Origin of the sequence: uncultured Nocardioides sp. (genome assembly GCF_902805925.1) — a bacterium.
Classification (GTDB): domain Bacteria; phylum Actinomycetota; class Actinomycetes; order Propionibacteriales; family Nocardioidaceae; genus Nocardioides.
This window is the reverse complement of the sequence record NZ_CADCUP010000172.1, coordinates 1-21,424: the sequence shown is the minus strand read 5'-3', so window position 1 is coordinate 21,424 and position 21,424 is coordinate 1. Positions and strand designations below refer to the sequence as shown.

Genomic DNA, 21,424 nt, shown 5'->3' with positions numbered 1-21,424 from the left:
TCGAGATCTGCATCCGGCCCGAGAACACCAACTCCCTGCGCGTGGTGGAGAAGCTGGGCCTGCGCGAGGTCGGCTACGCGCCGCGCTTCCTGCACATCGACGGAGCCTGGCGCGACCACCGCATCTACGCGGTCACCGTCGAGGAGGTCCCCGAGGGGATGCTCGCCCGGCTGCTGTCGGCCTGACCCCGCGAACCACCAGCCACAGCATTCGCAGGCGACACACCTGTGGACATCCGTCCCACGGACGGCCGGCGCTTCTAACCTCTGAGCGTGGACCTCAGCGCACTGATCTTCGTGGCCGTCGCCGTCGCCTGGGCCGCCTACCTCGTGCCCAAGGCGCTCAAGCACCACGACGAGGTGCAGCGCAGCCGCTCGGTCGACCGTTTCTCGGACACCATGCGGGTGCTCGCGCGACGCGAGCCCGTCAGCCGGCGCGACGCCAGGCTGGTCGTCACCCCCGGGCGCGCCGTGTCGGTGCCCCTCGTGGAGACCAAGGGGCAGGCGCCGAGGACGCTCACCGCCGCCGCCCGGCGTGCGGCGGCCAACCGCGCCGCCCGGCGTCGCCGCAACGTGCTCGGCACGGTCGTCCTGGCCAACGTCGCCGTGCTCGCCACGGCCGCCGCCGGTGTCTTCTCCTGGTGGTACGTCGCGATCCCGGCCACCCTGCTCGTCGCCTGGCTGGTGGCCTGCCGGCTGATGGTCACCAAGGAGCGGGCCGTCGTCGCGGCCGCGCCGGTGCCGGCTCCGGCGTCTGTGGTCATCGACGTGCTCGACGAGGACACGTCCACCGGCATCCCTCCCGTCGGTGCCGAGGTCGGCCTCGCCGAGGAGGCGGTGACGGGACCCCCCGTGGTCGCCACCGACCCCTCGATGTGGGACATGGTCCCGGTGACCCTGCCGACCTACGTCTCCAAGCCCGCCGCCGTGCGCCGGACCGTGCAGACCATCGACCTCGACTCGACCGGCGTGTGGAGCTCGGGCCGCAGCGACGCCGACTCGGCCCTCGCCCGCTCCGCCGAGCAGCGGGCGGCCGAGGAGAAGGCGGCGGCCGACAAGGCCGCGGCCGCGAGGCGTGCCGTCGGCTCCTGAGCCCCCTCAGCGGCCCGAGGCCGCTGCCGCCGTCACGGCCTCACCCGCGGCCAGCGCCCGGCCAGCGCCCGGCCAGCGCGCAGCCTCTCCCGCTGTTCGGAGGTCGGGAGGGACACGCACGACATCAGGTCGCCCTGGCGTTCACCTCGTAGGAGGTGTTGGTCGACTCGAAGAAGTTGACCAGCTGGAGGGTGTCGTTGGCCGCGGCCATCCACTTCGCCGGGTTGGCGACCTCGTAGTGGGCGGGGAAGCCGAGCTCCTCGAGGCGGCGGTCGGCCAGGTACCTGACGTACTGGTTGATGTAGTCGGCGTTCAGCCCCAGGATGCCGCCGGGCAGCAGGTCGCGGTTGTAGGCCTCCTCCATCTCCACGGCGTCGAGGACCATCCGGCGGATCTCCTCGGCGAACTCCTCGGTGGCGACCTCGGGGTTCTCCTCCAGCACGGTGAGGATCAGGTTCATCCCGAACTTCAGGTGCAGGCTCTCGTCACGCACGATCCAGTCGACCAGCGAGCCGAAGTTGCGCAGCAGGTTCCGCTGCCGGAAGCTCAGCGCCACCATGAACCCGGAGTAGAACCAGATCCCCTCGAGGATGACGTTGTAGGCCACCAGGTTGCGCACGAAGTCCTGCTTGCCCTCGGTGGTGCCGATGTCGAGGGCCTCCTCGGTCATCCGCTTGATGAAGCGGACCTCGAACTCCTCCTTGGCCGCCATCGAGGGCACCGTGACGTGCGACTCGTACGCCGCGGCCCGGTCGATGGGGAAGGTCTCGAGCACGTACTCGAAGCTCATGCAGTGGTTGGCCTCCTCCCACATCTGCTTGGCGAGGTAGAGGTGGCACTCCGCGGCGTTGACGTAGGGGTACACCCCGAAGGCCAGCGCCTTGTTGACGAGCAGCTCGTTGGGGTTGAAGTAGCTCATCAAAAAGGTGAGCGCGTGCCGCTCCTCCTCGGTCATCCGCTCGAAGTCCCCGAGGTCCTCGCCGAGCTGGATCTCATTGGGGAACCACGTGTTGGCCACGGCCTGGTCGTAGAGGTCCATGGCCCACTGGTAGGTCACGGGCTTGAGCAGGAGGCCCTGCTCGATGCCGGTGCCCAGGATCCCTCCGGTCCGCGTCCCGGCGCTCACTGGCACGACTCGCACTGCAGTCGCTCCTGCGGGTCGATCGGGCACTGCACGTCCTCGGGCGGGGGCCCGCCGACCACGTCGAGCTCGGGACGCCCGCCCGGGTCGACGGGCTGCGCCGCCTTCACCGTCGGGGCCACCGACGTGGTGGGAGCCGCCGCGGCGCCGAACCCGCGGCGGGGCGTACCGCTCGCGGGCCCGGCGACTGCCTTGTTGACCTTCACCGTGCTCTGCTCGGCGGTGTGCCTGGGCAACATGTGCAGGTAGTAGGTGGTCTTCACGCCCATCCGCCAGGCAGCGGCGTAGAGGTCGACCATCTCGCCCACGTCGCGGCTGGCGAGGTAGATGTTGCGGCTGATCGCCTGGTCGATCCACTTCTGCGCCCGCGCGGCGACGTGGAGGAAGGCGTACGGCGAGAGCTGGAACGACGTGCGGTAGATCGCCTGCAGCTCGGCCGGCACCCCCGCCACCTCGGACAGGTCGCCCTGGTGGCGCAGCAGGTCCTCGCGGACCCGCTCCCACAAGCCGAGCGCTCGCAGGTCCTCCACGAGGTTGCGGTTGACCTCCAGGAACTTCCCGGAGCTGGTCGCCCGGCTGAAGATCTGGCTGAACTGCGGGTCCAGGCCCGGCGTGGTGCCGGCCACCAGCCCGATCGAGGCGGTGGGCGCGATGGCGAGCAGCGTGGAGTTGCGGATGCCGCCGGAGACCTTGGTGCGCAGGGCGTCCCAGTCCAGGCGGGTGGTGCGGTCGACGTCGACCGGGACGCCGCGGTCGGCCTCGAGCAGCCCGAGGGAGTCGATCGGCACCATGCCCTGGCTCCAGCGCGACCCCGCGAAGTTGGGGTAGGCGCCGCGCTCGCGCGCCAGGTCGGCGCTCTCGTCGATGGCGTGCCAGCTGACGAACTCCATCAACCGGTCGATCAGCTCGTAGGCCTCCTCGGACTCGTAGGAGTGGCCGAGGCGCTCGACCACGTCGGTGAAGCCCATGACGCCCAGGCCCAGCGCGCGGTTCTCGCGGTTGGAGTGCTCCGACTGCGGCACCGAGGAGATGGTGATGTCGATGAGGTTGTCGAGCTGCCGCACCGCCAGCCGGGTCGACTCCGCCAGCAGGTCCCAGTCGACGCGCGCCTCCCGGCGCCGGCCGGTGACGTGGCGGGAGAGGTTGACCGAGGCGAGGTTGCACACGGCCACGTTGTCGCGGTCCTGCGGCAGCGTGATCTCGGTGCACAGGTTGGAGAGATGGATCGTGCCGGTGTTGTGGTTCAGCGCCCGGGTGTTGACGGTGTCCTTCCACGTCAGCCACGGGTGCGACGTCGTCTGCAGCGACACCAGGATCGCGCGGTACTGCTCGCGCGCCCGCAGCCTGCGGTGGCGCAGCAGCCCGGCCTCGGCGAGCGCGGCGTACTCGCCGTAGCGCGCGGAGAAGGCGGCGCCGTACAGGTCGGTGAGGTCGGGCACGTCCAGCGGGTCGAAGAGGTACCACGCGGCGTCGTCCTCGACACGCCTCATGAACTCGTCGGAGATCCACACCGCGGTGTTGGCGGTCCGGGTCCGGCGGTAGGGGTCGCCGGAGTTCTGCCGGAGGTCGAGGAACTGGGCGAAGTCGAGGTGCCAGTTCTCCAGGTAGAAGCACAGCGCGCCGAACTTCTTGCCGCCGCGGCTGATCGCGCGCAGCGTCGAGTCGATCGTGTGCATGAACGGGATCGGCCCCGTCGAGGTGGTGTTGTTGGACCGGATCGGCGAGCCCTCGGCCCGCAGCCGGGAGACCGACAGGCCGATGCCGCCGGTGCCCTTGGTCAGCCACATGACGTCGCGCACCGACTGCGCGATGTGCTCGATGTCGTCCTCCATCTGCATCACGAAGCAGTTGGAGAGCTGGGCGTACGACGTGCCGGCGTTGACCAGGGTCGAGCCCGCGGCGAGGTACTCGAGCCGCGACATCTTGTCGTAGAAGCGCAGGGCGGCGGCCGTGGGGTCGGCCTCGGTGAGGGAGAGGCCCATGGCCACGCGCATCCAGAAGAACTGCGGCACCTCCAGCGGCGTGCCGTCGGGCTCGCAGATCATGTAGCGGGTGCGCATGGTCTGCGCGCCGGTGTAGTGCAGGAGGTCGTCGCGGCGGGGGTCGAGCGCCGCGCCGAGCACCTCGAGGTCGAAGAGCGCGATCAGCCGGGTGTCGAGCAGGCCGAGCTCGACCCCCCGCAGGATCGAGGAGACGAACGCGGAGCCGTGGAACGCCTCGACCTCGTCGCGGGTGACGCCCTCGCCGAAGACGCGCTTGTAGAGCGTCTTGATGAGCAGGCGGCAGGCGATGGTGTCGAAGGCGGGGTCGTCCTTGACGTTCTGGAGCGCGACCTGGATGACGGCCTCGTCGAGCTGCTCGCTGGAGATCCGGTCGAACAGCGTGATCTCGAGCTCGGAGCGCAGCTGGGCGACGCGGGTGACCTCGTCGCCGAGACCGGCGCTGGCCTCCTCGATGGAGCGCGCGATCTCGTAGCCGTCGTAGGGCTGGTGGGAGCCGTCGCGCTTGATGACGGTGATGCTCATCGGTTCACCCCTCGTGAACTCGGATGCGGGTGCAACCCGGAGCGTGAGGGGACGAGCACGCCGGACGACGGGTCAGCGCCGCGCGGAGTCCTCCGGCCCTCCCACGAGGCCACGGACCACCGCCCCCGTCGGGGGAGCGGTGCGTTGGCAGGTCTTCGGACTCGTGGGCATGCTGCTCGTCCCTACTGGGTGCCGCTTCCCAAGCCGGGGCCGAGGCCCGTGGCTCAGTGCTGATGACACCGGTCGTTCCCACTCACCGCTGCGGGGCAGTCCCGGACTTCCACCGGGTTCCCTCTTGCGACGACGCCCCTGGTGCGAGGCGCCGAACCAACTGCGTGCACCACCATATATGGAAACCACACCGTTGTAACTACCCGCATCTTGTGTTTCGCCGACCGTTGATGTTCCAGCCGGTGCTGGGACGGTGGCCTTCGCGGCTGCGACGCACGGCACCTGCGGCGGCACCGGCGCCGCAGCGCGCGGGAATGAGGGTGAGAGTGTCGGTCGGCACGCGTAACGTCGCTCCCGATGACCGACACGACGACCGCCGAGCGCCCGACCCGACCCGACCGGGAGCCCGGTGGGCAGCCGGTCCCCGACCCTGCGCGCACCGTCGACTGGCGCCGGCTGCGGCAGACGGCCGTCGGCTGGGCGATGGCGGCGTCGTTCCTGGGCGCGCTCGGCAAGACCCTCGGCACGGTCGTGGCGGGCTCCCTGGCGGAGGGGCCGACCCGCGCCCTGGTCTGGTTCCTGGCGCTCTGCGTGGTCGGCGGCGCCGTGCTCGACACCGTGGGCCGCACGGTCTGGGCGGCGGTCGTCGACCGCGCCGAGGGCCGGCTGCGCGGCGACCTGCTCGACGCCGCGCTCCACCAGCCGCTGACCGCACTGCACGAGCAGGCGGTCGGCGAGGTGCTCGACCGCGTCGACGACGACACCCACGAGGTGGGGGCGCTGCTGCGCCGCCAGGTCTGGGACGCGCTGCGCACCGTCTTCGCCGCGCTCCCGATGTGGGTGGTGGCCGGCCTGACGTGGTGGCCGGCGTGGCTGCTGTTCCCCCTGTTCGGCTACGCCGCCTGGCTGGTCATGAGGCCGCTGCTGCCCGAGGTCAAGCAGCTCACGGTGCTGGAGGAGATGGCCTGGACCGACCACGCCGCCGCGATGGAGGAGGGGGTCAGCGGGCGCGACGACCTGCGCACCAGCCTGGGCCAGGCCCACGTCGTACGCCGCGTGGCCGCGCTGGCCGGAGTGGTCCACCGTCGCTTCGCGCGGCTGCTGCGGGTGCAGACCCGGATCACGCTGCGCACCGGGGGGCTGCTGCACGGGCTGCTCGCCGGCATCGCCCTCGGCGGGGTCGCGCTGACCGTCGAGGGCGACCTGTCGGTCGGTGAGCTGGTGACGTTGTTCCTGGTGACCAGCACCTTCGTCGGTCAGGTCGACCAGATGGCACGGCACCTCCCCGACCTCCAGGCCGGGCTCGGCGCAGTCGTGCGGCTGCGCCAGCTCGTCGACTCCGAGCCGGAGCCCGTCGGTGGGCTGCCGGTGCCCGACCGCCCGCTCGACGTCGAGCTGCGCGACCTCCACTTCTCCTACGCCGAGGGCTCCTTCGCGCTGCGCGACGTCGACCTCCACGTGCCGGCCGGCGACACGATCGCCCTGGTCGGCCGCACCGGGTCGGGCAAGTCGACCCTGGCCTCCCTGGTCTCGCGGGCCGTCGACCCCGAGCCCGGCACGCTGTTCGTCGGCGGGGTCGACGTGCTCGACCTCGACCTCCAGGGGCTCCGCGCGGCGGTCGGCGTGGTCACCCAGCGCACCGAGATCCTCGCCGGCAGCCTGGCCGACAACATCGCCCTCTTCACCGACGTGCCGCGCGAGCGCGTGGTGGCCGCCGTGGAGGAGCTGGGCCTCGACGCCTGGGTCGCCGGGCTGCCCGACGGCATCGACACGCTGCTCGGCCCCGGCGGCACGACGCTGTCGGCGGGGGAGGAGCAGCTGGTCGCGTTCGCGCGGCTGCTCGTGCGCGACGTCCAGGTCGTCGTCCTCGACGAGGCCACCGCGCGGATGGACCCGCTCACCGAGTCGCTGGTGGTGCGCGCCTCCGACCGGCTGCTGCGCGGGCGCACGGGGCTGCTCGTGGCCCATCGCCTGTCCACGACCGCGAGGGCCCACCTCGTCGCGGTGCTCGAGGCCGGCCGCGTCGTCCAGCTCGGGCCCCGCGAGGCGCTCCGCACCAGCCCCGGCCCGTTCCGGCGGCTGCTCGAGGCGAGCAGCGGCGACGACCTCGACGACCCCGACGGGGGCGCGGCGGAGCCCGACGACGAGGCTGCCCACCAGCCGGTGCGGGCAGCCGTCGGTGGTGCCCGCCGCACGGGCGAGCCTCCCGAGCTCCCCGAGGTCGGCACGGGCCCCAGCCTGGCCCGCGGCATCACCCACGCGCTGCTCGTGCGGCCGTGGTGGGGTGCGTTCGCGGCCCTCCTCTTCCTGCTGTCGTCGCTGGTCGGCGCCTTCGGCGCACTCACCGGCTTGCTGTGGGGCACGCTCGTGCAGGACCTGCAGGAGGGCCGGGGCGACCAGGCGTCCACGTGGTGGCTGGCCGCGGGCGTGGCCCTGTCGATCATGGCCGCACCGGTCGTGCTCGCCGCCGCGATCCGGCGCTACCCGAAGTGGTGGATCGAGGTGATGCTCCGGGTCCGGATGTCGATGCTCATCGGCCAGACCGAGCAGCGCCGGCTCACCCGCACGCCGCCCGGCGAGGTGGTCGCGCGCTCCATGGACGCCGACCGCTACGCCCGGTACGCCGACCGGTGGGTCGACTTCATCAACGGGCTGGCGATCGTCGTGGTCACCTCCCTCGCGGGCGGGAGCCTGCTGGCCGGGGCCGTGCTGCTGGCGGTCATGGTGGGCTCCGCCTCCGCCTCGTCGCTCGGCCGGCCGATCGCCGGCCGCTCGGCCGCGGAGTCCTCGGCGGCCCGCGCCCGGTTCGGTCGCTCGCTGGTCTCGGCGCTCGAGTCGGCCCGCACCGTCAAGCTCGCGGCGGCGACGCCGGCGGTCCACGGCCACCTGCGCCGCGTCGACCAGGGCCGCGTCGACGCCGCGGTCTTCGAGCACCGCGTGCAGGCCGTGCTCGACGGCGTCCCCGTGGTGATGGTGCAGGCCGGCGTGGTGGCCGCCTGGGCGACGTACTTCCTCGGCGGCTGGGACCTCGCCACGGCGATCCTCGTCTCCGGTGCGGTCAACGGCTTCGACTGGTTCGGCCGGGTCGCCGGTGCAGTCGTGACCGAGGCCCCCGGGGTGCGCGCCTGGCAGGCGGCCTCGAGCCGCCTGGCGGGCGGGGTCGACCTGGTCTCGCAGCGTCCCGGCGTCGACCTGGTCGCCGGCACCGCGCCGGCCCCCGTCGAGCCGGCTCGCACCCCGCTGGTCGAGCTCAGCCTCCGCGACGTCGCGGCGGTGCACGACGACGGCACCCGAGGGGTGGTGGGCGTCGACCTCGACGTGCGGTCCGGCGAGCTGGTGCTGCTGCTCGGCCAGGTCGGGTCTGGCAAGTCGAGCCTGCTCTCGGCCCTCGCCGGGCTGGTCGAGCACACCGGCTCCATCCGCTGGAACGGCACCGAGGTGGAGGACGCCGAGACGTTCCTGCGTCCCGGCCAGGTCGCCCACGTGGCGCAGGTGCCGCGGGTGCTGTCCGGGACCTTCGCCGACAACGTGCTCCTCGGGCACCACCGTGCCTTCGACCGCGCCGTCGCCGACTCCCGGCTCGAGCGCGACCTCCTCGACGCCGGCGGCGCCGACGCGGTCGTCGGGCACCGCGGCGTCCGGCTCTCCGGCGGCCAGGTGCAGCGCCTCGCCCTGGCCCGGGCGCTCGCCTCCGAGACCGAGCTGCTGCTGGCCGACGACGTCTCCAGCGCCCTCGACGCCACCACCGAGGTCGAGCTGTGGGTCGCCCTGCGCGAGCGCGGCAGCGCCGTCATCGGTGCGACCTCCAAGCGCGCGGCGCTCGAGCAGGCCGACCGGGTCGTGGTCCTCGTCGACGGCGAGGTCGCCGCCTCCGGGCCCTGGGCAGACCTGGCGGAGGAGTGGAGCCACCTCGCGGGCTAGGTGCAGCAGGACCGCTCGAAGGCGGCGCGATGACGGGCCGACGACGCCGGAGAGCCACAGGACCGCGGGTCGAGGATGACCCGCGGTCCTGGTTGGTCCGGTGGAGCTGAGGGGATTCGAACCCCTGACCTTCTCATTGCGAACGAGACGCGCTACCAACTGCGCCACAGCCCCAGTGCGTCGGAAAAGATAGCACCCGGCGGGAGGCGCCTCCCAATCGCTGCGTCAGATCCAGCGGCTGAACCACATCCGCTGCAACCACTCGTCATGCGTGAGCAGGACGTCGGTCCAGATGGGCCAGAACCACGCGAAGTTCGCGAGCACCAGCACGAAGAACGAGCCCGCGACCACGACCCCCGCTGTACGCCGCGGCGAGGGGGAGGGGACGGAGCCGATGAGCTTGCCCATGGCCAGGGTGATGGCGAGCACCACGAACGGCAGGCAGCAGATCGCGTAGAAGATGAAGATGGGCCGGTCGTCGTAGAGCAGCCAGGGCAGCCAGGTCGACGCGACGCCGACCACGGCCACGCCGAACCGCCAGTCCCGGGCGCCCACCCACATCGCCACCGCCAGCAGCAGCGCCAGGCAGCCCCCCCACCACAGCAGCGGGTTGCCCAGCAGCAGCACCTGGCGCAGGCAGTCGCTGTCCGGCGGTGCCTCGCAGCCCTGCGTGCCGGGCTCGATGTCGAGCTGCGCGTCGACGCCGACGGGCCGGTTCATCAGGAGCCAGCCGCTCGGCTTCGAGGCGTAGGTGTGCGTGCTGTCGTCCAGGAAGTGGGCGTGGAACATGTAGACGTCGCGGTGGTAGTGCGCCAGCGAGCGCAGGGACTGCGACACCTCGCCGAGTCCGGTCGCGTCGGGCTCGGTGGCGGTCGGCCACTGCTCCCCGCCGCCGTACCGGGTGTACTGGGAGTCGCTGAGCGACGACTGCTCGTACTCCGCCGCATGGGCGAGCCAGCCGCCCCAGGTGGCGACGTAGACCGCCAGGGCCACCAGGACGAGGGAGACGAAGGCGGGCACGCCGTCGAGGAGGGCCGACCGGGCGCTCGCCCACCGGACACCGTGGCTGCGCCGGGCGCCGGCGCTCCACACCCAGACCATCACCCCGAAGGCGGCCAGCGGGTAGAGCGCGGTCCACTTGGTGCCGACGGCCAGCCCGAAGGCGACGCCCGCGGCGACCAGCCACGGCCGCCACAGCACCCGCGGACCCCACCCCCCTGACCCGGCGCCGCCGAGGCGGCGCTGCAGCCGCTCGCGGAACCACGCCCGGTCGGCGACCAGGCAGTGCACGCCCAGCAGCAGGAAGAACGCCAGGAAGATGTCGAGCAGCGCCAGCCGGGAGAGCACGAGGTGCAGCCCGTCAAAGGACAGCAGCAGCCCGCCGACCAGGCCGAGCGACGTGGAGCCGGTCACCCGGCGCACGAACCGGCACATGAGCAGCACCATCAGCGACCCGACCACGGCGGCGGCGATGCGCCAGCCGAAGGGGTCCATGCCGAACGCCCACTCACCCAGCGCGATCAGCCACTTGCCCACCTCGGGGTGGACGATCATCGACGGGTCGTCCTCCCAGAGGCCCCTCGTCCGCCCGTCGAGGATCGTGCGGTCGGCCTCCTCGACGTAGGACCTGACGTAGCCGGCGTCCAGCATCGACCAGGCGTCCTTGGCGTAGTACGTCTCGTCGAAGGAGAACTGGTGGGGCGTGCCCAGCCGCCACACGCGCAGGAAGAACGCCAGCAACGCGACCGCGACCGCGGCCGCCCAGCCGGCGACGGGGCCCTCGGCGGTGCTCCAGCCGAGCGCACGGACGGCCGCCGGGGGGACGTCGCGGCCCGAGCCGGTGCGGGACAGCGAGACGGTCTCCTCGTCCGGCGGGGCGACCGTGTCGGCGTCCGGGCTCACCTCGGCACTGTAGCCGCGCTCTCCCGGGCCACCGGGCAGGATGGGGGCATGAGCGATGAGGGAGCGCCCGGCGTCCTGGTCCTCGCCGGCACGCCGATCGGCCAGGCGGGCGACGCCCCGCCCCGGCTCGCCGCCGAGCTCGCCGGCGCCGACGTGGTCGCGGCTGAGGACACCCGCCGCCTCAAGCGGCTGACCACCGACCTGGGGGTCACCCTCGGTGGCAGGGTGGTGTCCTACTTCGAGGGCAACGAGTCCGCCCGCACGCCCGGGCTGGTCGACGCGCTGCTGGCAGGGCAGCGCGTCGTCCTGGTGACCGACGCGGGCATGCCGAGCGTGTCCGACCCCGGCTTCCGGCTCGTCGCGGCGGCCGTGGAGCGGGGGATCCGCGTGACGGCGGTGCCCGGCCCCTCCGCGGTGCTCACCGCGCTCGCGGTCAGCGGGCTTCCCGTCGACCGCTTCTGCTTCGAGGGCTTCCTGCCCCGCAGGGCGGGGGAGCGGGCCCGGCGGCTCGCCGACCTCGCCGGCGAGCTGCGCACCCTGGTCTTCTTCGAGGCGCCCCACCGCACCGAGGCGGCGCTGGCCGCGATGGCGCAGGCCTGGGGAGAGGACCGCACCGCCGCGGTGTGCCGCGAGCTCACCAAGACCCACGAGGAGGTACGCCGTGGCTCCCTGCGCGAGCTCGTCGACTGGGCCCGCGAGGGGGTGCGCGGGGAGGTGACCATCGTCGTGAGCGGGGCACCGGGCGGACCGTCCGTCGCCGGCGACCCGGAGTCGCTGCTTGCCGCCGTGGCGGACCTGGAGGAGGCGGGGACGACCCGCAAGGAGGCGATCGTGCAGGTGGCGAGGGCGGCCGGGGTGCCCAAGCGCGAGGTCTACAACCTGGTGCACGGCTCGTGAGCGGCGCCCCCGACCGGCCCGGCCGCGAGCGCGCGGCCACCGAGGAGAGCTCGGGCGCGCAGCGCGACCGCGTGCGGCCTCCGGCACCCGAGCCGCTGCCCCACCCGGTGGTCGACAACCACTGCCACCTCGACATCGCCGACGGCGGGTGGCTCGACACCGGCGCCGCGATCGAGGCCGCTCGCGCCGTCGGGGTGACCCGCATCGTGCAGATCGGCTGCGACCTGTCCGGCGCGCGCTGGGCCGTGGAGGCCGCCGCCGAGCACGCGGCGCTCGTGGCGGGGGTGGCGCTGCACCCCAACGAGGCACCGCGGCTGGCCGAGGAGGGCCGGCTCGACGAGGCGATGGCGGAGATCGAGCGCCTCGCCGGCGCGCACGACAAGGTGCGGGCGGTGGGGGAGACCGGCCTCGACCACTTCCGCACCTCGGCCGACGGCCTCGCGGCCCAGGAGGAGAGCTTCCGGCGGCACATCGATCTCGCCAAGCGGCTCGACAAGACCCTGGTCATCCACGACCGCGACGCCCACCACGACGTGCTGCGCATCCTGGACGGCGAGGGTGCCCCCGAGCGCTGGGTGATGCACTGCTTCTCCGGCGACGCCGCGTTCGCCCGGGCGTGCCTGGACCGCGGCGCCCACCTCAGCTTCGCCGGCACGGTGACCTTCAAGAACGCCGACGCCCAGCGCGGAGCCCTGCGCCTGGCGCCCCTCGACCGGGTGCTGGTGGAGACCGACGCGCCGTACCTCACACCGGTGCCGTACCGCGGACGGCCCAACGCCTCCTACCTCGTGCCGCACACGGTCCGGCACATGGCGGAGGTCCGCGGGGACGACCTCGGTGAGCTCTGCGCGGCCCTCGACGCCAACACCGAGAGGGCGTTCGGCGGCTCCTGGTGACGCCCCGGCGAGGTGCCCGGCGTGGACGAGGAGTTTGACTCCCACCGGTCGACCGTTATCGTCTTGTGACTGTTGGCCGGGATCGGGACGATTTCAGCCGGTGCACCAGGCGGCACCCGATCCTCGGGGATCACAGGGCGGCCGTCCTCGCGAGACCCCCGCTCGCCCTACACCCGCCCCCATCGGCGAGTGTCGCGCGTGGTCGGAGGCCCGCGGCACCGGTCCCGAGGCCCGGGGAGTACGACGTTCGGAGCATCGTGCGCGCACGCATCGCACACCTCAGCAGGAGCAGGACCGTCCTGGCCGTGCTGGTCGCCCTCGTGGTGGCCGCCGTCGCCGGGACCACCATCGGGTACGCCGCCCTCACCCGGTCGGTGACCCTCAGCCTCGACGGGAAGACCCAGCAGGTCAGTGCCATGGGGGGCACGGTCGGCGAGGTCCTCGAGAGCGAGGGCATCGCGCTCGGCCCGCACGACGAGGTCGCACCACCCCTCGACCAGGCGGTCGGTGACGGCACCGAGATCGCGGTCCGGTTCGGCCGGCCGCTCGAGCTCGACGTGGACGGGGAGACCGAGACCCACTGGGTCACCGCGACCAGCGTCAACCGTGCGCTCGACCAGATCGGCCGCGCCTTCGAGAGCTCGGACCTCTCGGTCAGCCGCGGCGCGGAGATCGAGCGCGGCGGCATGGCCCTCGAGGTCGTCACGCCCAAGAAGCTCACCGTCACGGTCGCCGACAGGAAGAGGAAGGTCGGCGTCACGGCGCTGACCGTCCGCGACGTGCTCGACGAGCTCGGGGTCGGCGTCGACGCCGACGACAAGGTCAAGCCCGCGCTCGGCCGGGAGGTCACCGACGGGGACACCGTGGCGGTGACGCGGATCAAGGTCCTCAACAAGACCGTGCGCGACGAGGCCATCGACTTCGACACCATCGAGAGGCAGGACGACTCGATGCTCGAGGGCGAGACCTCCACGCGGCGCGCCGGCCGCACGGGTCTGCGCGACGTCACCTACCGCCTGCGCTTCCGCAACGGCGAGGTCGTGGCCCGCAAGGTCGTCTCGTCCGACGTCACGCGCCGGCCGACCGACGCCATCGTCTCCGTCGGCACCAAGGAGGAGGTCACCTCCAACTTCGCCGGCGGCAGCACCGTCTGGGACGCTCTCGCCCAGTGCGAGTCCGGCGGCAACTGGGCCATCAACACCGGGAACGGCTACTACGGCGGCCTCCAGTTCAACCTCGGCACCTGGCGTGCCTACGGTGGGCCCGGCCTGCCGAGCCAGGTGAGCCGGGAGACCCAGATCGCGATCGCGACCAAGCTCCGTGACGCCTCCGGCGGGTACGGCGCCTGGCCCTCCTGCTCCTCGAAGCTGGGACTGCCTCGCTGATCCGTGCCTCCTCGGGGTCGAGCACTACCCTGACCCCCGTGAACCACGACAGCTCCGCCGGGCCGAGGCTCCTCGGCCCGGCGGACGTCCGTGCGCTGGCCGCCGGCCTGGACCTGCGCCCGACCAAGCAGCGTGGGCAGAACTTCGTCATCGACGCCAACACGGTGCGCCGCATCGTGCGTGACTCCGGGGTCACCGCCGACGACGTCGTCGTGGAGGTGGGCCCCGGCCTCGGCTCCCTGACCCTCGCCCTCCTCGACGTCGCCCGGCGCGTGGTGGCCGTCGAGGTCGACCCCGCGCTGGCCGGCCTGCTGCCGCAGACCATCGCCGACCTCGCTCCCGGCCACGTCGACCGCTTCCAGGTGGTGCTCGCCGACGCCCTGCGCGTCGAGGAGGTCCCCGGCCCACCGCCCACCGCGCTGGTGGCCAACCTGCCCTACAACGTCTCCGTGCCGGTGCTGCTCCACATGCTCGCCCTGCTGCCCTCGCTCGAGCGCGGGCTGGTGATGGTGCAGGCCGAGGTGGCCGACCGCCTGGCCGCCCCACCCGGCAGCAAGGTCTACGGGGTGCCGTCGGTCAAGGCGGCCTGGTTCGCCGACGTACGCCGCGCCGGGGCGGTCGGTCGCAACGTCTTCTGGCCGGCGCCCAACGTCGACTCCGGCCTGGTCGCCTGGACCCGCCGCGAGCCGCCGGCGACGAGCGCGACCCGCGAGCAGGTCTTCGCCGTCGTGGACGCCGCCTTCGGCCAGCGCCGCAAGACCCTGCGCTCCACGCTCAAGGGCCTCGCCGGCTCTGCCGAGGCGGCCGAGGCGGCGCTGCGCGAGGCCGGGGTCGACCCGCAGGCCCGCGGCGAGGTCGTCGGCGTCGAGGGCTTCGCCCGCATCGCCGAGGGGATCTTCCGGTGATCCCCACGTCCGGTCCGCCCGGCTCCGTCACCGTGCGGGCGCCGGCCAAGATCAACCTCCACCTCGGTGTCGGTGCGCCGCGCGGCGACGGCTTCCACCCGCTGCTCACCGTCTACCACGCCATCGGCATCTACGACGACGTCACGGTGCGGCCGTCCGACTCCTGGCGGCTGACCGTGGAGACGGCGCCGTACCTCGACGTGACGGCGGTGCCGCTCGGCGACGACAACATCGTGGTCCGGGCCGCCACGCTGCTGGCCGACCTGCACGGAGTGCCGGCTCACGCCGACGTGCTCATCCGCAAGGAGATCCCGGTGGCCGGCGGCATGGCGGGCGGCTCCGCCGACGCCGCCGCCGTGCTCGTGGCCCTCGACCGGCTCTGGGGCCTCGACACCTCCGACGAGGACATGTTCCGCCTGGCCGCGGAGCTCGGCAGCGACGTGCCCTTCGCCCTGATGGGGGGCAACGTGCTCGGCACCGGCCGGGGCGAGGTCGTGGAGTCGGTGCGCGGTGGCGACGTGGTCCGCTGGTGGGTCGTGGTGACGGCCCGCGAGGGGCTGTCGACACCCGCGGTCTACCGCCGGTTCGACGCCATGGCCGCCGACGCCTCTCCCCGGCCGTCGCCCCCGCACCGGCTGGTGGCCTTCCTCGCCGACCCGGTCGAGGCGATCACCGGCCTGCTGCACAACGACCTGCAGGAGCCGGCCCTCGACCTGCGGCCGGAGCTGCGCGACGTCCTGGCGGCGGGCGAGAAGGCCGGCGCGCTGGCCGGCCTGGTCTCCGGCTCGGGCCCCACCTGTGTCTTCCTCTGCTCCTCGGCCGACCACGCGCGCGGGGTGGCCGCCGGTCTCGACGGGGTCGGCGAGCACGTCCTGGTCGCCAACGGGCCGGTCGCGGGGGCCCACGTGGTGGAGCACGCCTGATGGCCAACCTCCTCAACCTCGAGCGCGTCTCCAAGTCCTACGGCGTGCGCCCGCTGCTCAGCGAGGTCTCGCTCGGCATCTCGCAGGGCGAGCGCATCGGCATCGTGGGCCGCAACGGCGACGGCAAGACCACGCTGCTGGAGGTGATGGCCGGTCTCGAGGAGCCCGACACCGGTCGTGTCTCGCACTCCCGCAGCCTGCACGTCGGCTACCTCCACCAGGGCGACGAGCTGGTCGACACCCACTCGGTGCGCGAGGCGGTCCTCGGCGGCCGCTCCGACCACGAGTGGGCAGCCGACTCCCGCACCCGGGAGGTCGTCGAGGTGCTGCTGGCCGGGGTCTCCCTCGACCGCCCGGTGCTGGGCCTGTCGGGTGGGGAGCGCCGGCGCTGCAGCCTCGCGGCGCTGCTGCTCGGCGAGCAGGACCTGCTGGTCCTCGACGAGCCCACCAACCACCTCGACGTCGAGGCGGTTGCCTGGCTGGCCGACCACCTCGTCGGCCGTGCCTCCGCGCTGGTCGTCGTCACGCACGACCGCTGGTTCCTCGACGAGGTGTGCCAGACGACGTGGGAGGTGCACGACGGCGTGGTGGACTCCTACGACGGTGGGTACGCCGCCTTCGTGCTCGCCCGTGCGGAGCGCCAGCGCCAGGCCTCGGCCTCGGAGGCCCGCCGCCAGAACCTGGCCCGCAAGGAGCTCGCGTGGCTGCGCCGCGGTGCCCCCGCACGCACCTCCAAGCCCAAGTTCCGCATCGACGCGGCCAACGCCCTCATCGAGGACGTGCCCGAGCCCCGCGACCGGCTGCAGCTGCAGCGCTTCGCCACCCAGCGCCTGGGCAAGGACGTGCTCGACGTCGAGGACGTCGACCTGGTGCGCGGTGACCGGCAGCTGCTCTCGCACGCCACCTGGCGGCTGGGCCCGGGCGACCGCGTCGGGATCGTCGGGATCAACGGCGCCGGCAAGACCTCGGTGCTCTCGCTGCTCTCCGGCGAGCTGACGCCGTCCGCGGGGCGCGTACGGCACGGTCGCACCATCGCTCTCCAACACCTCACCCAGGCCCTGGACGACCTCGACCCGGAGCTCCGGGTGCTGCCGACGGTCGAGTCGATCAGCCGGGTCACCCGCACCGCCGACGGCGAGATCACCGCCACCGCCATGCTCGAGCGCTTCGGCTTCACCGGCGACCGGCTCACGACCCGCATCGGCGACCTGTCCGGTGGCGAGCGCCGCCGCTTCCAGCTGCTGTGCCTGCTGCTCACCGAGCCCAACGTGCTGCTGCTCGACGAGCCCACCAACGACCTGGACATCGACACCCTCAACGTGCTCGAGGACTTCCTCGACGGCTGGCCGGGCACGCTCGTCGTGGTCTCCCACGACCGCTACTTCCTCGAGCGCGTCACCGACTCCACCTGGGCGCTGCTGGGCGACGGGCAGATCTCGATGCTGCCGCGCGGCGTCGAGGAGTACCTCGAGCGCCGGGCCGCCGCGCTCGCCGCCCCGGTGCCCTCCGCGCCGTCGGCACCCGCGTCCGGGGCCCCCGTGGCCGGCGGCACCACCAAGGTCAAGCCCGGCTCCGCCGAGGAGCGGGCGGCGCGCAAGACCCTGGCGCGCCTGGACCGCCGGCTGGAGCGGCTCGCCGAGCAGGAGACGAAGCTCGAGGCGGAGATGGCCGAGCACCTCACCGACTACGAGCGCCTCGCCGAGCTCGGGCAGCAGCGCGCGGCGCTCCACGACGAGCGCGACCGGGTCGAGATGGAGTGGCTGGAGGTCTCCGAGAGCGTGGAGTGAGCGGCGGCACCGACCACCGGCTTCGGCGTGCCACGTCACAGCCACCCGCCACCCAGACTTCACCTGCTGGTCACCATCTCGTCGGCCGCAGGGTCGCCCGCCGCTCGTACGTTGCGGACGTCCATCCCCCGAACGTCCTGGAGCCGACGCCGTGACCACCACCCCGCACCGCCGCAGCCTGCCCATGCTCGACCTGACCCACGGCAACCGGAGCGCGGTCACCTGCCACCTGCGCTGCGGGGACGCGTGCAGCAAGCCGGTGCCCAACACCTCCGACAACACCTACTTCCGAGACGTCGCAGCCACGGCCCTGAGCCGCCGCGGGGTGCTGGGCGGCGCCGGCGCCCTGACGCTCACGCTCGGCAGCTCCGCCGTCCTCGGGACGTCGCCCGCCGCCGCCGCCCGCAGCGGCCGCGGCCTGCCGTTCGCCGCCATCCCCCCGGTGGTGAAGTCCGTCGACGACGTGACCGTGCCCGCCGGCTACCGCTGGGACCCGATCATCCGCTGGGGCGACCCGATCCTGCCGGGCGCCCCGCTGTTCGGTCCCGACCGCCAGTCCCCGTGGGCGCAGGCGCGGCAGTTCGGCTACAACTGCGACTACCTCGACATCATCGTCACCGACTCGCGGGGCCGGCGCGCGCTGCTCGTGGCCAACCACGAGTACACCAACGAGGGCATCATGTTCCCGCCCGGCACGCCCGCCGAGACCGTCGTCCGCACCGCGTGGGCGGCGCACGGCATGTCGGTGGTGGAGCTGCGCCGCGGCGGCCCGGGGGAGCGTTGGGAGTACCAGCCCAGCGGCCGCCTCAACCGCCGCATCACCCTCGACACGGTCTTCCGGGTCGACGGTCCGGCCGCCGGGAGCGAGCTGCTCAAGACCCGGGCCGACCGCACCGGCCGCAAGGTCCGCGGCACCCTGAACAACTGCGCGGGCGGCACGACGCCGTGGGGCACGGTGCTGTCGGGCGAGGAGAACTTCAACCAGTACTTCCTCGCCGCCGGCACCAGCCCCGAGGAGGCCCGCTACGGGCTCGGCGCCCAGGACGCCCGCGGCTGGCGGAACGTCGACCCGCGCTGGAACGCCACGACCGACGACTACCGCAACGAGCCCAACCGCTTCGGCTGGATCGTCGAGGTCGACCCCGAGGACCCCGACGCCGCACCCGTCAAGCACACCGCGATGGGCCGCTTCAAGCACGAGGGCGCCAACGTGATCGTGGCCTCCAACGGTCGCGTCGTGGCCTACATGGGCGACGACGAGCGCTTCGACTACGTCTACAAGTTCGTCTCCAAGGGCCGCTACGACCGCCGTCCGGGCCGGTCCGCGCGCCGCAGGAACCTGCGCCTGCTCTCCGAGGGCGACCTGTACGTCGCCCGCTTCACCGGCGACGGGCTCGAGGACGGGGTCAGCGACGGCTCCGGCCAGTGGATCCCGCTCACCAAGGACGGCAGGTCCATGGTCCCGGACATGAGCGTGGAGCAGGTGCTGGTCTACACCCGCCTGGCCGCCGACAAGGTCGCCCCGACCAAGATGGACCGCCCCGAGGACGTCGAGCCCAACCTGGTCAACGGCAAGATCTACGTCGCGTGCACCAACAACACCGACCGCGGCAAGGCCGGCAAGGAGGGCCCCACCGAGCCCAACCCGCGCAACGCCAACAAGGACGGCCACGTCGTCGAGATCACCGAGGACGGTGGCGACCACACGGGGACCACCTTCACCTGGAACCTGATCCTCATCTGCGGTGACGCCGCCTCCGCAGGCACCTACTTCGGCGGGTACACCGGCCCGGTCTCGCCGATCGCGTGCCCCGACAACCTCGCCTTCGACAGCGAGGGCAACCTGTGGGTCTCCACCGACGGCCAGCCCAGCGCCATCCAGATGAACGACGGTCTGTTCAAGGTGCCGGTGGCCGGTCCGGAACGGGGCCGGGTGCAGCAGTTCCTGGCAGTGCCCGCCGGCGCCGAGACCTGCGGCCCGGTCGTCCACGACAGGGACGGCTCGGTCTTCGTCGCGGTGCAGCACCCCGGGGAGGACGGCACCTACGAGGTGCCGCAGTCGTACTTCCCCGACTACGCCCGGGACGGCGCGGTGCGCGGCGAGTTCGCCGGGCCGCGGCCGACCGTGGTGCAGGTGACGCGCCGCTGACGCTGCCGGCACGTCGGGCCCGCGTCGGGGAGGGCGGTGACGCCCTCCCCGACGCCGCTGCCTACCGTGGAGGCCCTACTCGCGGTGGGGAGGGGCTCGATGGCGACGGTGACCGAGTGGATCGTCTGGGTGATGCGCACCCTCGGCGCGCCCGGAGTCGGTCTGGCGACCGCGGTCGAGACGGTGTTCCCGCCCCTTCCCTCCGAGGCGGTGCTGCCGCTGGCCGGCTTCACCGCCAGCCAGGGCCACTACGGGCTCGTGGCGGCGGTGACGTGGGCGACCGCCGGCTCCGTCGCGGGTGCGCTGCTCCTCTACGTCGTGGGGGCGGCGTGGGGTGTGGAGCGGGTGTGCCGCACCGCCGACCGCCTGCCCCTGCTGCACGCCCGCGACGTACGCCGCTCGGTCGAGTGGTTCGGGCGGCACGGACGGGCCGCGATCTTCTTCGGCAGGCTGGTGCCGGGCGTCCGCAGCCTGATCTCGATCCCGGCCGGCATCGAGCGGATGCCCGTGGCGCAGTTCCTCCTCTACACCGCGGCCGGCAGCCTGGTGTGGAACGGCCTGCTCATCGCAGCGGGCTACCAGCTGGCCTCGCAGTGGCACGTGGTGGAGCGCCGGCTGGGCGGGGTCTCCCAGGTCGTCTACGTGCTGCTGGCCCTCGTGGTCGCCGGGTTCCTGGCACGCCGGTGGTGGCACCGGCGCTCGGCGGTCCGCGAGGCCCGCTGAGCGGCGTACGCGATCAGCGCTGCGGCGAGGAGAAGGGGGCGAGCAGCGCGCGGAGCAGGCCGGCCAGCTCGGCGCGCTGACGTGCCGTGAGGTCGGCCATCAGCTCCCGCTCCGCCTCCAGCAGCGCCTCGAACGCCCCGTCGACCGACGTCTTCCCCTCCGGGGTGAGCCGCACGAGCACCCCGCGCCGGTCGCGGGGGTCGGGGAGCCGCTCGACGAGCCCGCGGCCGACGAGCCGGTCGACGCGGTTGGTCATGGTGCCGCTGGTCACCAGGGTCTCGTGGAGGAGTCGTCCGGGCGACAGCTCGTAGGGCGCCCCCGCCCGGCGCAGCGCGGCGAGGACGTCGAACTCCCAGCTCTCGATGTCGTGCGCGGTGAAGGCGACCTTGCGGGCCAGGTCGAGCCGGCGGGCGAGCCGGCCGATGCGGCTGAAGACCTCGACGGGGGCGAGGTCCAGATCGCCGCGCTCGCGTGCCCACGCCTCGACCAGCACGTCCACCTCGTCCCTCATGCCGCCATTGAACCAGACCGGTCGAGAATCTTGACATCAAGATAGCGCGGCGGAGAGCATGGTCGCATGAGCCACACCTGGGACCCCGACCGCTACCTCGCCTTCGCCGACGAGCGGGGCCGCCCGTTCGCCGACCTCCTCGCCCGCGTCGGCGCCGAGGAGCCGGGCACCGTGGTGGACCTCGGCTGCGGCCCCGGCAACCTCACCGCCCTGCTCGCCGCCCGCTGGCCCGGGGCCCGGGTGGTCGGGCTCGACTCGAGCGCCGAGATGATCGAGAAGGCGCGCGCCGCGGGCTCGGGCATCGACTACCAGGTCGCCGACCTGCGTGGGTGGCGGCCCTCGAGGCCCGTCGACGTGCTGGTCTCCAACGCCACGCTCCAGTGGGTGCCTGGCCACCTCGACCTGCTGCCGGGGCTCGTCGAGCAGGTGGCTCCGGGCGGCTGGCTCGCGTTCCAGGTGCCGGCCAACTTCGACGAGCCGAGCCACACGATCCGCGC

16 protein-coding genes, 1 tRNA gene and 1 riboswitch are annotated in these 21,424 nt (G+C 73.1%); of the genes, 12 read left to right on the top strand and 5 right to left on the bottom strand.

The genetic code is table 11. The features are described 5' to 3' along the window. On the top strand, window positions 1-185 hold a 185-nt coding region (locus QZX64_RS12570), incomplete at its 5' end, for a GNAT family N-acetyltransferase (protein WP_295660341.1). Window positions 186-272: 87 nt separating this feature from the next. After that, window positions 273-1,091 carry a hypothetical protein gene (locus QZX64_RS12565; protein WP_295660339.1) on the top strand — a complete coding sequence of 273 codons (819 nt, stop codon included), beginning with the start codon at window positions 273-275 and terminating at the stop codon, window positions 1,089-1,091. Between the two features lie 124 nt (window positions 1,092-1,215). On the opposite strand, the gene QZX64_RS12560 is transcribed toward QZX64_RS12565, so the two are convergent. Together QZX64_RS12560 and QZX64_RS12555 are read right to left on the bottom strand one after the other, a co-directional pair. After that, on the bottom strand, window positions 1,216-2,190 hold the full coding sequence (locus tag QZX64_RS12560; RefSeq protein WP_295660344.1) for a ribonucleotide-diphosphate reductase subunit beta: 975 nt from the start codon (window positions 2,188-2,190) through the stop codon (window positions 1,216-1,218). A gap of 23 nt (window positions 2,191-2,213) precedes the next feature. After that, on the bottom strand, window positions 2,214-4,757 hold the full coding sequence (locus tag QZX64_RS12555) for a ribonucleoside-diphosphate reductase subunit alpha (protein WP_295660337.1): 2,544 nt from the start codon (window positions 4,755-4,757) through the stop codon (window positions 2,214-2,216). A 128-nt stretch (window positions 4,758-4,885) separates the two neighbouring features. Beyond that, window positions 4,886-5,104, bottom strand: a riboswitch (cobalamin riboswitch). A 181-nt stretch (window positions 5,105-5,285) separates the two neighbouring features. Between QZX64_RS12555 and QZX64_RS12550 the strand changes: the two genes are divergently transcribed. Beyond that, complete coding sequence (locus tag QZX64_RS12550; RefSeq protein ID WP_295660336.1) at window positions 5,286-8,849, top strand: ABC transporter ATP-binding protein; 3,564 nt, start codon at window positions 5,286-5,288, stop codon at window positions 8,847-8,849. A gap of 101 nt (window positions 8,850-8,950) precedes the next feature. Here the strand turns inward: QZX64_RS12550 and QZX64_RS12545 are convergent. Together QZX64_RS12545 and QZX64_RS12540 are read right to left on the bottom strand one after the other, a co-directional pair. Beyond that, window positions 8,951-9,023: transfer RNA gene (locus QZX64_RS12545), tRNA-Ala, on the bottom strand. A 51-nt stretch (window positions 9,024-9,074) separates the two neighbouring features. After that, window positions 9,075-10,751: a dolichyl-phosphate-mannose--protein mannosyltransferase gene (locus QZX64_RS12540; RefSeq protein WP_295660334.1), complete on the bottom strand. Its 1,677-nt coding sequence runs from the start codon at window positions 10,749-10,751 to the stop codon at window positions 9,075-9,077. A 48-nt stretch (window positions 10,752-10,799) separates the two neighbouring features. On the opposite strand from QZX64_RS12540, the gene rsmI reads away from it, so the two are divergent. The 8 genes from rsmI to QZX64_RS12500 all read left to right on the top strand — a co-directional run bounded on the left by rsmI (window position 10,800) and on the right by QZX64_RS12500 (window position 20,416). Beyond that, entirely contained in the window at window positions 10,800-11,648 is an 849-nt protein-coding gene (gene rsmI, locus QZX64_RS12535) for a 16S rRNA (cytidine(1402)-2'-O)-methyltransferase (RefSeq protein WP_295660332.1), read from the top strand. Window positions 11,649-11,719: 71 nt separating this feature from the next. Then, complete coding sequence (locus QZX64_RS12530; protein WP_295660343.1) at window positions 11,720-12,544, top strand: TatD family hydrolase; 825 nt, start codon at window positions 11,720-11,722, stop codon at window positions 12,542-12,544. 257 nt (window positions 12,545-12,801) lie between these two features. Beyond that, complete coding sequence (locus QZX64_RS12525) at window positions 12,802-13,929, top strand: resuscitation-promoting factor (protein WP_295660330.1); 1,128 nt, start codon at window positions 12,802-12,804, stop codon at window positions 13,927-13,929. 38 nt (window positions 13,930-13,967) lie between these two features. After that, entirely contained in the window at window positions 13,968-14,834 is an 867-nt protein-coding gene (gene rsmA, locus QZX64_RS12520; protein ID WP_295660328.1) for a 16S rRNA (adenine(1518)-N(6)/adenine(1519)-N(6))-dimethyltransferase RsmA, read from the top strand. Next, entirely contained in the window at window positions 14,831-15,757 is a 927-nt protein-coding gene (locus QZX64_RS12515; protein ID WP_295660327.1) for a 4-(cytidine 5'-diphospho)-2-C-methyl-D-erythritol kinase, read from the top strand. Before rsmA ends, QZX64_RS12515 begins: the two co-directional genes overlap by 4 nt. Further along, window positions 15,757-17,544 carry an ABC-F family ATP-binding cassette domain-containing protein gene (locus tag QZX64_RS12510; protein WP_295660324.1) on the top strand — a complete coding sequence of 596 codons (1,788 nt, stop codon included), beginning with the start codon at window positions 15,757-15,759 and terminating at the stop codon, window positions 17,542-17,544. The genes QZX64_RS12515 and QZX64_RS12510 overlap by 1 nt, the downstream gene beginning before the upstream one ends. A gap of 151 nt (window positions 17,545-17,695) precedes the next feature. Continuing rightward, the gene (locus tag QZX64_RS12505) at window positions 17,696-19,693 is read left to right on the top strand and encodes a PhoX family phosphatase (RefSeq protein ID WP_295660322.1); all 1,998 of its coding nucleotides are present in this window, start codon (window positions 17,696-17,698) and stop codon (window positions 19,691-19,693) included. Window positions 19,694-19,792: 99 nt separating this feature from the next. Continuing rightward, complete coding sequence (locus QZX64_RS12500; RefSeq protein ID WP_295660320.1) at window positions 19,793-20,416, top strand: DedA family protein; 624 nt, start codon at window positions 19,793-19,795, stop codon at window positions 20,414-20,416. Between the two features lie 13 nt (window positions 20,417-20,429). On the opposite strand, the gene QZX64_RS12495 is transcribed toward QZX64_RS12500, so the two are convergent. Continuing rightward, window positions 20,430-20,927 carry a MarR family winged helix-turn-helix transcriptional regulator gene (locus tag QZX64_RS12495; RefSeq protein ID WP_295660319.1) on the bottom strand — a complete coding sequence of 166 codons (498 nt, stop codon included), beginning with the start codon at window positions 20,925-20,927 and terminating at the stop codon, window positions 20,430-20,432. A gap of 66 nt (window positions 20,928-20,993) precedes the next feature. On the opposite strand from QZX64_RS12495, the gene QZX64_RS12490 reads away from it, so the two are divergent. Further along, window positions 20,994-21,424: methyltransferase domain-containing protein (locus QZX64_RS12490; protein WP_295660317.1), on the top strand; the 431-nt coding region annotated here is incomplete at its 3' end.

Coding starts and splice junctions, on each gene's coding strand:
- QZX64_RS12510 (WP_295660324.1), top strand. CDS start 15,757: ATGGCCAACCTCCTCAACCTCGAGCGCGTCTCCAAGTCCTACGGCGTG.
- QZX64_RS12550 (WP_295660336.1), top strand. CDS start 5,286: ATGACCGACACGACGACCGCCGAGCGCCCGACCCGACCCGACCGGGAG.
- rsmI (WP_295660332.1), top strand. CDS start 10,800: ATGAGCGATGAGGGAGCGCCCGGCGTCCTGGTCCTCGCCGGCACGCCG.
- QZX64_RS12495 (WP_295660319.1), bottom strand. CDS start 20,927: ATGAGGGACGAGGTGGACGTGCTGGTCGAGGCGTGGGCACGCGAGCGC.
- QZX64_RS12555 (WP_295660337.1), bottom strand. CDS start 4,757: ATGAGCATCACCGTCATCAAGCGCGACGGCTCCCACCAGCCCTACGAC.
- QZX64_RS12500 (WP_295660320.1), top strand. CDS start 19,793: ATGGCGACGGTGACCGAGTGGATCGTCTGGGTGATGCGCACCCTCGGC.